13 protein-coding genes are annotated in these 13717 nt (G+C 50.5%); 4 read left to right on the forward strand and 9 right to left on the reverse strand.

Translation table 11 applies throughout. The features are described 5' to 3' along the window. Positions 1 to 125: 125 nt before the first annotated feature. From ACYVEA_RS17030 to ACYVEA_RS17045, 4 genes are all read right to left on the reverse strand, one after another. Positions 126 to 950, reverse strand: coding sequence for an amidohydrolase family protein (locus ACYVEA_RS17030; protein WP_461114632.1), 825 nt, complete (start codon positions 948 to 950; stop codon positions 126 to 128). A gap of 77 nt (positions 951 to 1027) precedes the next feature. Next, entirely contained in the window at positions 1028 to 1888 is an 861-nt protein-coding gene (locus ACYVEA_RS17035) for a fumarylacetoacetate hydrolase family protein (RefSeq protein ID WP_461114633.1), read from the reverse strand. A gap of 464 nt (positions 1889 to 2352) precedes the next feature. Further along, the gene (locus ACYVEA_RS17040) at positions 2353 to 3126 is read right to left on the reverse strand and encodes an SDR family NAD(P)-dependent oxidoreductase (protein ID WP_461114634.1); all 774 of its coding nucleotides are present in this window, start codon (positions 3124 to 3126) and stop codon (positions 2353 to 2355) included. A gap of 84 nt (positions 3127 to 3210) precedes the next feature. Continuing rightward, positions 3211 to 4884: a UxaA family hydrolase gene (locus ACYVEA_RS17045; protein ID WP_461114635.1), complete on the reverse strand. Its 1674-nt coding sequence runs from the start codon at positions 4882 to 4884 to the stop codon at positions 3211 to 3213. A 136-nt stretch (positions 4885 to 5020) separates the two neighbouring features. Between ACYVEA_RS17045 and ACYVEA_RS17050 the strand changes: the two genes are divergently transcribed. The 4 genes from ACYVEA_RS17050 (at position 5021) to ACYVEA_RS17065 (ending at position 10006) form a co-directional block, all read left to right on the forward strand. Further along, a complete protein-coding gene (locus ACYVEA_RS17050) occupies positions 5021 to 6226 on the forward strand; it encodes an acyltransferase family protein (protein ID WP_461114636.1) in 1206 nt (401 codons plus the stop codon). Between the two features lie 3 nt (positions 6227 to 6229). Next, the gene (ade, locus tag ACYVEA_RS17055) at positions 6230 to 7933 is read left to right on the forward strand and encodes an adenine deaminase (protein ID WP_461114637.1); all 1704 of its coding nucleotides are present in this window, start codon (positions 6230 to 6232) and stop codon (positions 7931 to 7933) included. 105 nt (positions 7934 to 8038) lie between these two features. Then, positions 8039 to 8638: an RNA polymerase sigma factor gene (locus ACYVEA_RS17060; protein ID WP_461114638.1), complete on the forward strand. Its 600-nt coding sequence runs from the start codon at positions 8039 to 8041 to the stop codon at positions 8636 to 8638. Between the two features lie 96 nt (positions 8639 to 8734). Next, entirely contained in the window at positions 8735 to 10006 is a 1272-nt protein-coding gene (locus tag ACYVEA_RS17065; RefSeq protein WP_461114639.1) for a replication-associated recombination protein A, read from the forward strand. Between the two features lie 15 nt (positions 10007 to 10021). Here ACYVEA_RS17065 and ACYVEA_RS17070 read toward each other — a convergent pair whose 3' ends face one another. The 5 genes from ACYVEA_RS17070 to aat form a co-directional block, all read right to left on the reverse strand. Next, positions 10022 to 11272, reverse strand: a complete 1251-nt coding sequence (locus ACYVEA_RS17070; protein WP_461114640.1) for a glutamate-5-semialdehyde dehydrogenase — start codon at positions 11270 to 11272, stop codon at positions 10022 to 10024. Between the two features lie 2 nt (positions 11273 to 11274). Beyond that, the gene (locus ACYVEA_RS17075) at positions 11275 to 11526 is read right to left on the reverse strand and encodes a toxin-antitoxin system TumE family protein (RefSeq protein WP_461114641.1); all 252 of its coding nucleotides are present in this window, start codon (positions 11524 to 11526) and stop codon (positions 11275 to 11277) included. Between the two features lie 119 nt (positions 11527 to 11645). Then, positions 11646 to 11915: a hypothetical protein gene (locus tag ACYVEA_RS17080; RefSeq protein ID WP_461114642.1), complete on the reverse strand. Its 270-nt coding sequence runs from the start codon at positions 11913 to 11915 to the stop codon at positions 11646 to 11648. Between the two features lie 29 nt (positions 11916 to 11944). Continuing rightward, positions 11945 to 12979 (reverse strand): glutamate 5-kinase, encoded by a 1035-nt coding sequence (proB, locus tag ACYVEA_RS17085; RefSeq protein WP_461114643.1) that lies wholly within the window; start codon positions 12977 to 12979, stop codon positions 11945 to 11947. A 28-nt stretch (positions 12980 to 13007) separates the two neighbouring features. Beyond that, positions 13008 to 13607, reverse strand: a complete 600-nt coding sequence (gene aat / locus ACYVEA_RS17090) for a leucyl/phenylalanyl-tRNA--protein transferase (protein ID WP_461114644.1) — start codon at positions 13605 to 13607, stop codon at positions 13008 to 13010. Between the last annotated feature and the right edge of the window lie 110 nt (positions 13608 to 13717).

The following is a 13717-nucleotide window of genomic DNA, read 5'->3' on the forward strand; positions in this document are numbered from 1 at the left end:
ATTAGACGTAAAAAGGTTTTAACACAGCGTACACGAAGGTTGCACAGAGATACACGGAGGAAAAATAAAAACCTCTGTGAACTCCGTGGTTCCTCTCTGTATCCGCGACAGCGGCCCGGTCTGTGTTACAATCCATAAAATGCTACCGCGTTTTCACCGAATACCTTCGCTCGAACCTCGTCGCCCCAGGGAGCAACGTATTCTTCAACCAGTGTTTTGACCTGGGTGTAATCCGCAGCCACCAGGCAAACGGGCCAGTCGGAGCCGAACATAAGCCGATCTGGACCGAAACCTTCAAATACTACGTCCAGATACGGGAAGAAATCCTTCTTGCTCCAGTTCTCCCAGTCGGCCTCGGTAACCATGCCGGAGAGTTTGCACGATACGTTTGAGTGTTTGGCGATCTCAGTCATGAAATTTGACCACCGGCTGATTTCCTGTTTCTTGATAAACGGCTTCGCCAGATGGTCGATCACGAAGTTGACTTCGGGCACCGCGCGTACCAGATGCAGCGCGGCCTTGAGCTGGCTGGGATAAATCAGGATGTCGTATGTCAAACCAAAATCGGCTAACGTACGAATGCCATCCACAACCGCAGGACGTGCCAGAAAATCGTCGGGTTCGCCCTGTGCTACGTGTCGATATCCCTTGATGTCAGAATATTGGGAGAAGAATTCCAGCCGTTCAGCTAACGTAGCGGATTGCAAATCGACCCAGCCCACCACGCCTTTCACGATGTCGTAGGTTCGGGCCATATTCACCAGAAATAGCGTTTCTTCTTCCGACTGCGAAGCCTGCACCGCCACACAACCGTCTATTCCGTTTTCGGCCAGAACGGGCTCCAGATCGGCGGGCAGAAAGTCGCGTCGGATGATCGCCATATCGTCCGTAATCCAGCTATCACGAACGGGATCAAAATGCCAGAAATGTTGGTGTGCGTCGATAGTCATAATTTTTTGAGTGAAGAATGAAGAGTGTAAAGTGAAGAATAGTTTTTGTGTCAACCTTATTCTTCACTTTACACTCTTCATTCTTCATTAAAAGAAACGGCTGTCTGTTTCTGTTCGCCCAGCCCTTCGATACCGAGTTCAACTACGTCGCCGGGCTTGAGGAAGCGCTGGGGTTTCAGTCCCATGCCGACACCCGCTGGCGTGCCGGTAGAAATTACGTCGCCGGGGAGCAGGGTCATGAACTGACTGATGTAACTGACGATCGTTGGTACATCGAAAATCATATCATCGGTATTGGAATTCTGAAGCTCTTCTCCGTTGATGTTTAGCCAGAGATTCAGTGCGTTAGGGTTCGGCACGTCGTCTTTCGTGACCAGATAGGGCCCCAGTGGCGCGAATGTATCGGCACTTTTGCCTTTCACCCACTGACCGCCACGTTCCAACTGCCAGGCCCGTTCGCTGTAATCATTGTGCAGGGCATATCCGGCGATGTAGTCCATCGCCTGATCCAGTTCAACGTAGCTGGCTTTCTTTCCAATGATGATTGCTAACTCGACTTCCCAGTCCGTTTTCTCGGAACGTTTTGGAATCACTACGTTGTCGTTGGGGCCACAGAGTGCCGTTGTCGCTTTGAAGAACAGAATCGGCTCAGCGGGCGATGCGGCTCCGGTTTCGGCCGCGTGTTTGGCGTAGTTCAGGCCAATGCATATGAGTTTAGACGGCCGTTTGACACAGGGGCCGAAGCGTTCGTCCGCCGAAACTTCGGGGCAGGTATGGGCATGGGCGGTGAGCCAGTGCACCAGTCGTTCGGGCCCATTGCTGGCGAAGAATGATTCATCGTAATCTTCACCAAAGTGCGTTACGTCGATGTGTTGGCCGGTGGGTAATACGACACCGGGGTGTTCATGGTCGGGGGAGCCGAATCGAAATAGTTTCATGCGGAACTGGCTAAACTTTGAAAGAAAAGCAGACTAGGGCACAAGTTTAACCATTCTGCGGCAAATGTAGGCGGATGGACTCGAAGGAATTACTCCAGGATAATACAGGTCTGATTATACATTCTTTATAGCAACGCTACGTTTGTCTCGTCTTTTTATTTAACAAATACGGGCGCTGACTTGATAGGTCCCGATCATATTGCGAAAAATGCCATATAGATTGTCGCGGCCAATTCTAGCAATCGGCCCAATACTGGATTGTCGATACCGAGCACGAAACGATTGAGCAGTATTTACTGGAGGATAATACGTTTGTTCTGGCTCAGAAATTGAAAGATGGTACGCTGGAGTCTGAGGTGATTCCAGGGTTTAGAATTGGGGTGAAGTCGGTAGTTGAAGAATAATGGTTTTTATAAAACTGTGCCACCGTTCAAAACCGTGGCACAGTTAGAAGAGAATGCTGCTTACGCATTCAGTCGCGTAAAGCCACCGTCCAGCGGATAGTCGCAACCCGTAACGAATCCGGCTTCGTCGGAACAGAGATACAGCGCTAGCGCCCCAACTTCTTCTGGCTCGGCCATGCGGCCAATGGGTTGAGTTTTCGACAGTTTTTCGAACATTTCAGCTTCTTTGCCCGGATAGTTTTTGGCCAGAAACCCGTCCACGAAGGGCGTATGTACCCGCGCTGGCGAAATGCAGTTGCAGCGAATCTTGTCTTTTAAATAATCTTTGGCTACCGACAGTGTCATCGTCAATACGGCCCCTTTGCTCATCGAATAAGCAAAGCGATCGGAGAGGCCCAACGTAGCGGCTACCGAAGCCATATTGAGAATGACGCCCCCGCCGTTGGCTTTCAAGTGCGGAATTGTTGCATACAGACAGTTGTAAACTCCCTTTACGTTGATCCGGAAAATTCGATCGAAGTCGGCTTCGGTTGTGGTCTCGACCGTGCCAATGTGCGACACACCTGCGTTATTCACCAAAATATGAATTGGCCCCTGGGCTGCAATCTGGTTGATAACGGCAATCGTCTGCTCCTGATTGGATACGTCGACCGCGTGGCCGCTGGCCTGCCCGCCCGACTGGTTGATGCCATTAGCCGCCTGCTCGGCCTGCTCACTATTGAGGTCAAGAATATGGACAGAAGCCCCCGCCTGTGCGAACGCTTTTGTAATTGCCAGCCCGATGCCGCTAGCTCCCCCGGTAATGAGGGCTGTTTTGTTTTTGAGTGAGAACATTTTCAAAGAGTGAAAGCGTGCAAGAGCGAATGAGTGGTCGGCGCATTACTAGTCGCTCTTGCACTCCTTTGCTCTTTCGCCATTTTAAAGTGAAACGCCCCGTTTCCAGGGGATGAAATCATCCTGACCAAGCCGTTCGGCTTGAGTTATTACCTCGCCCGATGCCAGCCTGATGATATATTCCAGCAGGGCGTCGGCGTTTTGTTCGATGCTTTGTTCTCCGTCGATAATCGGACCGCTGTCGAAGTCGATTACGTCGGGCATGCGGTTTTTAAGAATTGTGTTCGTTGATACTTTAACGACCGGGCTAACGGGATTTCCTGTGGGGGTACCCAGGCCGGTGGTGAACAGAATGACATTGGTGCCCGAACCTGCCATGCCGGTTGTCGCTTCTACATCGTTGCCGGGTGTGCACAATAGGCTTAATCCGGGCGTAACGGCGGGTTCGGCATAATCCAGTACGTCGGCGACGGGCGCTGTGCCGCCTTTCTTAGCCGCTCCCGCCGACTTAATGGCATCGGTAATGAGGCCGTCTTTGATGTTGCCAGGGGAAGGATTCATGTCGAAGCCTGAGCCAGCCGCTTCAGCCTGCGCTGAATAATTACTCATCAACGTAATGAATTTCTGTGCTTTGGCCGTGTCGGCGGTGCGATTAATGAGTTCCTGCTCTACGCCGTTGAGTTCCGGAAATTCGGCCAGTACCGTCTTGCCCCCTAACGTAACGATCGTATCTGACAGATGACCCAGCACCGGATTGGCCGAAATACCCGAAAATCCATCGGACCCCCCGCACTTCAAACCAACAGTTAAGGCACTTAGCGGAGCCGGTTGCCGTTCGAGTTTGTTGATCTCCACCAAGCCCAGAAACGTTTCTTTCACCGCCTGTGCCATCAGCGCATATTCGGTGCCAGCTTGCTGCTCAAATATCAGAAGTGGTTTATCAAACTTTGGATTTTGCCGTTTAATTTCAGTGGCTATTGTATCGGCCTGCAGGTGCTGACAACCCAGACTCAGCACCGTTGCGCCCGCTACGTTCGGGTTATTGATAAATCCGGCCAATAACGAACCCAGATACGCCGAATCCTGTCGAGTGCCGCCACAGCCCATTTCGTGGGTCAGAAACTTGATTCCGTCGATATTCTTAAAGGGTCGGTTCGCTGATCTGTTTAGGTGCGTCAGCGTTTGATTCTGCGACTCATCGACAAACGGCTGCATCTTTTTGATGTGGCTCATGTCCCCCGCCTTATACAGGCTGAGCAGTTCATGCACCTGCTCCCGGTAGGTTTCGGGTTGCGAATAGCCGAGCTCGCGCTCAAAGGCATCTTTCAAAATCAGTACGTTCCGATTTTCGCAGAAAACCAGCGGCACAACGAGCCAGTAATTTCGGGTTCCCACGCTGCCATCGGCGCGGTGGTAGCCCATAAACGTGCGATTCTGCCAGGACGAAACGTCGGGTGGCTGCCAGCCGTACGGTTGTTTTTTATCCAGCCCATAGCGGTCTGCGTCATGCTTTAGATTGAACGTAGTGATAGGTTCTCCCCGGCGAATGGGCTGGGTCGCTTTGCCAACCAGTACGCCGTACATAGTAATCGGATCGCCGGGCTGTCGGTCTTCCGTCACGAATTTATGCTTGGCCCCAACAGCGTAGGGCAACTCGTAGATATCATTCTCAAACTCAATCCGCTCCCCTGCCGACAGGTTGCGAAGGGCAACAATGACGTTATCGGCAGGATGAACTTTTAACACACGGGCAGCCATCAGTAAATGGGTAGTTTAAGTACTAAAGAAAACATCAGCCCGAAATATACCACCCTTTCTCAAAAAACTTTACCCCGCTCTGTTGCGAATGTGACCGCCAATTCCAAGTTTTGAGGCTCCAATTCCTACCCTGCTCATGCCTCCGACTTTGTCTGCTAACCATACCGGCTTTCCTGCCGGACGATTGATGTCTGTGGACGTCTACCGGGGCTTCGTCATGTTTTTGATGGCGGCCGAGATCCTACAGTTTGACCGGCTGCATGATACGTTTCCGGATAGTGCTTTCTGGGCATTTCTGGCCCACCATCAGAGTCATGTTGCCTGGGCGGGCTGCTCGCTGCACGACCTGATTCAGCCATCGTTTTCGTTTCTGGTTGGTGTGGCGTTGCCCTATTCGATGGCTAGCGGGGTAACGCTGGGTCATTCCTTTGGAACGCAGTTTGGCCGGGCACTTCGCCGATCGCTGATTCTGATTTTACTCGGCATCTTTCTCCGATCCACCCACGCGGAGCAAACGAATTTTACGTTCGAGGATACACTTACGCAAATTGGCCTGGGTTATCCATTCCTGTTTTTGATAGGGCAAACGAAGCCCCGAACCACCTGGATTGCGTTCGGCCTGATCCTGTTCGTGTATTGGCTGGCGTTTGTGCTCTATCCGACTCCAGGGCCCAATTTTGATTATAGCGCGGTAAATGTGCCGGCCGACTGGCCTGAGATGTATACCGGTTTGATGGCGCACTTTAATAAAAACAGCAATCTCGCGTGGGCATTCGATACGTGGTTTCTAAACTTGTTCCCCCGCGCTAAACCGTTTCTGTTTAATGGAGGTGGCTACGCAACGCTTAGCTTTATTCCTACACTCGGGACCATGCTTCTGGGCTTGCAGGCCGGCCGGTTGCTACGTTCCGGAAAGGCAGCGCGTGAGGTTTTGAGATGGTTGCTCCTTGCGGGGGTTATTGGCCTGGCCAGTGGCGTTTTGCTACATGTTGCCGGAATTTGTCCCGTTGTCAAACGTATCTGGACACCGGCCTGGGTGTTGTTCAGTGGAGGCTGGTGTTTTTGGCTGCTGGCCCTTTTTTACTACGTTGTCGACGTGGCAGGGCGACGTGGCTGGGCATTTCCGCTGGTCGTTGTCGGGATGAATTCCATCGCAATCTATTGCCTGGTGCATCTTATTGATCGTTTCATTGTTACGTCCCTTTACACGCATCTCGGTCACGGCCCTTTTCAACTACTTGGCCCGGCTTATGAGCAGTTGCTGATTGGCATGGTGACGCTGGGTGTTTTTTACCTTATTCTTCGGTGGATGTACAACCGAAAACTTTTTATTCGAATTTAATTTATGCCTACGGCGAACATTCTGAATCTCTTCGATCAAACTATTTTTTATGGTTCGATTACCGTCGACAACGGCCGCATTGCCCGAATTAATCGACTGGGTGACGAGCGGGCTGGCGAACCGTATATATTGCCCGGTTTTGTAGATGCTCATGTTCATATTGAGAGCTCTTTGTTGACGCCCCCGCAGTTTGCTCGCCTGGCCGTGGTGCATGGGACCGTAGCAACGGTATCGGACCCGCACGAGATTGGTAATGTGCTGGGTGTGAAAGGAGTTCATTACATGATTGAGGAGGGCAAGCGGGTGCCGTTTAAATTTATGTTTGGGGCGCCCTCCTGTGTTCCGGCAACGACTTTTGAAATGGCCGGGGCTACGATTGATGTTCAGGATGTTCGGGAGTTGCTGGCCTTGAAAGAAATCGGTTACCTGGCCGAGATGATGAATTTTCCCGGTGTACTGAATCACGATCCCGACGTACTGGCTAAAATTGCACTGGCTAAGGCGTTCAACAAACCCGTTGATGGCCACGCACCCGGCCTGATGGGCGACGATGCACAGCGCTATATTAATGCGGGCATCAGCACCGACCATGAATGTTTTACCTACGAAGAAGGGCTGGACAAAGCCCGGCGGGGCATGTACATTCTCATTCGGGAAGGAAGTGCTGCCCGTAATTTCGAAGCGCTGATTCCCCTGCTGACGGAGTTTCCAACGCAAATCATGTTCTGTTCCGACGACAAGCACCCTGATACGTTGGGTGAAGGCCATATTAATCAATTGGTCGTGCGGGCGCTGGAGAAAGGACATTCCATCTGGAACGTATTGAGAGCCGCCTGCCTGAATCCCGTTCTGCATTACCGGTTGCCCGTTGGCCTGCTTCGTGAAGGCGACCCCGCCGATTATATCGTAGTTGACAATTTAGCTAGTTTTCGAGTGCAGCAAACTGTCATCAACGGTGAAGTTGTAGCCGAAAATGGCCAGTCGAAGATTCCGGATCTACGTAGTGAGCCTGTTAATCAGTTTACCTGCTCACCCAAAACGCCGGAAGATTTCGCAATACCTGCGAATCCGGAAACGACACATATTCGGGTAATCGAAGCCCTTGACGGACAACTTATTACCAACGAACTTCATCTTGAACCCCGTATTGAGAACAATCAACTCGTGCCGGACGTTGAGCGCGACATGCTGAAATTAGTCGTTGTCAACCGCTATCAGGATGCTCCGCCAGCTATCGCGTTTATCAAAAATTTCGGGCTGAAACAAGGGGCTATTGCTTCATCGGTTGGCCATGACTCGCATAATATCACAGCCGTTGGCTGTGACGACGAGAGTATTTGCCGGGCTATTAACCTCGTTATTGAGGCTCAGGGTGGTTTATCGGCGTGGAGCATAGGGCGCAGGGCAGGGGGTAAGGAGCAGGACGTAGATGGGCCAATTGATGCCCCCGCGCCCCATGCCCCGCACCCCATGCTTCTTCCTTTACCAGTTGCCGGTTTAATGACTGATGTGGATGGCTACGACGTGGCTACTCACTATACAACCCTTGATCAGTTTGCCAAGCAGGAGCTGGGCAGTACGTTAGGCGCTCCTTTTATGACGTTGTCATTTATGGCGCTGTTAGTCATTCCTAATCTAAAACTTAGTGATCAAGGATTATTCGATGGCAAAACCTTCTCTTTTGTGCCGCTTCAAATAGTGAAATAGAGTTTAAAAAAAATTTTATTTAGTTGCCTTTTTTAATTCTATTTTTTATCGGTATGTTTACAGACGCCAAGGCTATTCCTAACCTTTACTTATTCCCTCTCTACTATGGCTCGCTCTCGTACACAAATCGGCCCCGACGACGAAACACTCTGGAATTTGTTTCGCGGTGGCGATGAAAACGCGTTTGCCCGGTTATACCAAAATTATGTTCAAACTCTCTACCATTACTGTGCACACTTTGCTACCGACCGTGCGCTGATTAAAGATTGCATCCACGACCTGTTCGTCGAACTTTGGAAACACCGTACCACCATCGGGCCAACCACATCAGTACGGTTCTACCTGATGGCCTCTATCAAACGTAAGCTGGTCCGCCACTTAACCGCCGAACAAAAATTAATTAGTCAGGACGATATTACGAATGGCCGACGCGTAGGCGATACGTTGCCTGGCGCTGATCCATCGCATGAGAACCTGCTTATTGCCCACGAGGAAGATACCTTTATGAACGATTGCCTGCATCAGGCGCTCGAAAAACTTCCCCGCCGTCAGCGCGAAGCCGTTCACCTGCGTTATTTTCAGAACATGAGCAACGAAGAAATTTCTGCCCTCATGCAAATCAATATTCAATCTGTTTACAATCTTATTTTCGGTGCCATGAGCAACCTTAAACGGTATGTGACCCCAGAAACTGTTTCATTCTAATTCCGACTATTCCTAAGCCTTAATCTAATCCAGCCCGGTATGCTATCAAGTGTACCGGGTTTTTGTTTGTATAGGGATGGACGGTAACTTCGCTGAATGAATACGGACTCAACGCCCCTTCCTGAACGGGTTCGCCCCCGCACCCTCGATGATGTAATTGGTCAACGGAAACTGATTGGCCCTACCGGAGCACTACGTCGGGCTGTAGACTCCGGCCGCCTGCCCTCTATGATTTTATGGGGACCTCCCGGCGTCGGGAAAACTACGCTGGCCTTGTTGCTGGCTGAAGCTGTCAAGCGACCATTTGTCGCGCTGAGTGCTATTAATTCGGGCGTTAAAGAAATTCGCGACGTATTGAGTCGGCCGAGTGGCATGTTTCCGCCGGTAGTGTTTATCGATGAGATACATAGATTCAACAAAAGCCAGCAGGATGCCCTGCTGGGCGCCGTTGAAAAAGGGCAGATTACGCTTATCGGTGCCACAACCGAAAATCCCTCCTTTGAAGTAAATAGCGCGTTACTCTCTCGTTGTCAGGTGTATATCCTGGAAACGCTCAGCCGCGACGAGTTAATTCAGGTCGTAGATCGAGCGATTGCACACGATCCATTTCTGCAATCCAAGAAGATAACGGTCGAATCGTACGACGCCTTACTACGTCTATCGGGCGGGGATGGTCGAAAGCTGTTAAATTTACTAGAGTTAGTAGCCTCGGCACATATTTCGCCTGATCCTCTGATTATTACTGATGAAGGCGTTACGACCGTTGCGCAGCAGAACATTGCCCGTTACGACAAGTCGGGGGAACAGCATTATGATATTATCTCCGCTTTTATCAAATCGCTACGTGGTTCTGATCCGAATGCGGCTCTGTACTGGATGGCGCGCATGATTGTAGCGGGCGAAGACCCCGTTTTCATTGCCCGGCGGATGCTGATTCTGGCTTCGGAAGACATTGGTAATGCCAACCCAACAGCCATGATTATGGCTTCAGAAGCCGTGCAGGCCATTCGGGCTATCGGTATGCCCGAAGGCCGGATTATTCTGTCACAAGTAGCGGTCTATCTGGCAACCTCACCCAAAAGCAATGCTAGCTACGTAGCGATTGATGAAGCTATTGCACTTGCCGAACAGACCGCGCATTTGCCTGTGCCTTTGCACCTGCGTAACGCGCCCACAAAGCTGATGAAGCAGATTGGCTACGGGAAAGAATACCAGTATGCGCACGCCCACGAAGGCAATTTCGCTCAGCAGAATTTCCTGCCTGACGATCTGAAAGGCCACAAACTTTACGAGCCCGGTAATAACGCCCGTGAAGCTGAAATCCGCCGGAGTTTGCAGAAGTGGTGGGGGGAATGGTACGGGTATTAAGGTCTAATAATCCAATTACCACCGCACTTGACCGTCTCCTACGACAATCCATTTTTCGGTTACCAGTTTTTCGAGCGCAAACGGGCCGCGGGCGTGGAGTTTCTGCGTCGAAATACCAATTTCGGCTCCCAACCCAAAGACGGCTCCATCGGTGAAGCGGGTGGAAGCATTGGCGTACACGGCAGCGGCATCGACTTCACGCAGAAACTGATCGATAATCGACTGATTCTGCGATAGAATCGCTTCAGAATGCCGCGACGAGTACGTTTGAATATGCGACAAGGCTTCGTCTATTCCGTTCACGACTTTCACGGCACATTTGTAGTCTAAAAATTCACGTCCGAAATCCTGTGGTTGAGCGTGTTGCAGATTCGTATAGCCCGCTTTCTCGAAAATAGCGTAGGACGTTTCGTCGGCGAACACTTCCACATTCCATTTGTTGAAGTCAGCGGTCAGCATGGGCAGGAACGTATCGGCAATGGCTTCATCGACCAGCACGCAGTCGAGGGAGTTGCAGACGGATGGGCGTGAAACGCGGGCATTAACGACGATAGCAACGGCTTTCTCTAAATCAGCGCTTTTCTCTACATACGCGTGGCAAACGCCTGCACCCGTTTCGATGGTTGGCACCAGTGAATTTTTACGTACAAATTGGATCAGCGAGTCGGAGCCACGCGGAATGATGATGTCTACGTAGCGGGTTGCTGTCAGCAATTCGTTCACCACGGCCCGATCGGGTGGGAGCAACGTAACGGCGGCTTTAGGCACGTCAAATTCAACCAATACACCCTGAATTAAGCTAATCAGGTAGCGATTGGAAAAGTCAGCTTCTTTGCCCCCCTTCAACACGCAGGCATTTCCCGACCGCAAACAAAGCGATGCTACATCGACCGTTACGTTCGGACGCGCTTCGTAAATAACGCCTACGACGCCTAGTGGAACGGCAATTTTTTTCAGCCTCAGTCCCTGCTCGATAGTACGTTCCAGAATAACTTCACCCGCCGGATCGGGCAACACAGCTATCTCACGCAAACTTTTGGAAAGATCGGCGACACGATCTTCAGTTAGCTTTAGCCGGTCATATTTAGGATCAGTGGTGGGCATTCGGTCAAGATCCTTCTGATTTTCGGCCACAATCTCAGCTGAATGGTCTGCCAATACGTCGGCCAGACGATTGAGCAAATCCGTTTTCGTAGCAGGACTAAGTCGCCGGACAGCGGCTGCGGCCTGCTGGGTTGCCTGGAGAAGGGGAGTAATGGGTGTCATGGTTATAAATTCGTTAGCTGACTATGGATGTAAGCGAGTACTTCCGCCAGCGAAATGTCAAAACTTTCAGTGACAACTTCTGAGCCACTTCGGTAATCATGCTTATGATGGGGAAAGGAGGCAAGCTTAGGAAAGTGCGGTGCGTTATCCCATCGAATAAACCATTTATCGCCAGTCTCTTGCCAATGGAAAGCATACTTCCTGATAGAAGCTCCAATATACTCGTTTGTAAATAAAATAGACTTGTCTGTCAATTCAATTTGTAGCTTTAATTAAATTTTGATAGCCGTATGCTCGTACTTCTAAACATCATATTGACGAATCAAGGCATTTTTGTCTAAGCCATCCAGAATATGCTTTATCTGTATGAGACTCATTCTACTATTTCAATTGCACCGCGCTTGATCTCATCAATGCTCTGAAGTACATCGGCAAGCATACCAACAGCGGCTGACCAATCAATGGTGTCGTCCCATGCCTCGAATACTTCTCCTTCAGACGTTTCAAGATACTTCTCAAACTCGTTGAGAGTCATCCCGTATTTCCGCTCCATTCGAGTAATTGTTTCCTGAAAGCGGTGCTGTTGAGCCAAGTAATCAATCATTACCCACTGTTGAACCGCTTGTTTCGTTACCTGTACCATATCGAACTACATTAAGAAGCAAGACTGGCCTACAAAAGTACAATATCGTTTGCATTTGCTACGTCAACGTTTTGCTGATTAAGCTGTTGCGCTAACGTTTCGGACGAAATACGGGCGCGGGCCACGGCCACCGTCGTCTGTTCTTCATCCAAAATTTCAATCATTTCACCAGTGGCAAATTCGCCCAGTATAGCCCGGATACCTACCGCCAGCAAACTTCGCCGTTTCTGAAGGGCTTTCACCGCACCCGCATCGACCTGCACCCGCCCGACAGCCAGACTACCACTGCCGAGCCACCGATTCCGGGCCGAGAGGGCCGACGGTTGCGGGATGAACTCAGTACCGATTTCACTACGTAGTGCCCGGCTGATACTTTCCGGCTCTTTGAGTCCGAAAATGACGACCCGAATGCCCATGCGCGTGGCCAGTTTGGCAAAGGTCAATTTAGACGCCATACCGCCTAAACCAAGCGCCGATTTCTCGGTGCGAACCACGCCGAAAACCCGTTCGTCAAAGTCGGTAATCTGACGCATAATCTGGCCGTTTGTGTCCAGCAATCCGCCCACGGATGTACAAAGCATGAGTGCTTCGGCACCAAATCCCACAGCAATGAGGGTGGCAAGCTCATCGTTGTCCGAAAATTTCAGTTCCCGGTTGCTCACTACGTCATTTTCGTTGGCAATAGGGATAATATCGTTGGTCCAAAGCTCTTCGTAGGTTTGTTTCAGTTGCAGAAACTGATCGCGATTCGCAAAGTGATGGCGTTCGCACAGGCTTTGCGCAATCGAAATACCGTAAATCGAAAAGAAGCGGGAGTATTGATTCAGCAGTAACAAATTACCCACAGCTGCGGCAGCTTTGCGTTGAGTAATATCACCCCGATAGTCATGGATAAGGGCTTTCCCGGCACCCACCGCCCCCGATGATACCAGTACAATGCGATAATGGGAATGTAGTTCCGCCACTTGTCGGGCGATGTCTACCATAACTGGTTCGTTTGGTTCACCAGTTGGTTTTGTAATGGAAGCCGTACCGAATTTGAGTACGAGAATGGGTTTAGACATGTGGCAAAGATAACCAGTAATGCAGCAGCTACAGTGCTGGCTCGGTGAAGCGGGCTTTTAGTCGAAGGGCAGCCTTAAGCTGCTTCAGGTAGTCAGCTTTAGGGATTTCAATGGCCCCATATCGCCGGACGTTGTCGTTAATGAATTGTGTATCAAGTAATACGTATTGTTGCTGGCGAAGAATTTCAATGAGATAATGGAATGCTACTTTCGACGCATTGCTGGTATGATGGAACATTGACTCGCCAAAAAAAGCCGCACCTAGGCTTACACCATACAGGCCACCCACCAGACAGTCGTCTATATACGTCTCAACGCTATGGGCCAGCCCCATCTGGTGCAGCTCTGTGTAGGCGTCAATTATTTCGTCTGAGATCCAGACGCTATCATCGTCAGTACGGGGACTTGAGCAGGCCCGCATGACGTCGGTAAAGGCCGTATTGATCCGAACTTCAAATTGATTTCGGTTAAGAACCGGACGTAGTGATTTTGCTGGTTTATAGGTATCGATGGGGATAACAGCACGCGGATCGGGTGCGTACCAGTATAGCGTACCGTCGGTGTCGGCCATTGGGAAAATGCCGTTGATGTACCCATAAATCAGGTCGTCGGCGGTTAACTTATCCATGAAAATCGTGGAAGTGTTGCCCGGCAAAGATAGAAAATTCGGTGCATATGGAGTGGATAAATGGCTTGTGTATATGTAACCAAACCGATATATTGCAAGGTTAAATAACC

Source organism: Spirosoma jeollabukense, assembly GCF_054777855.1.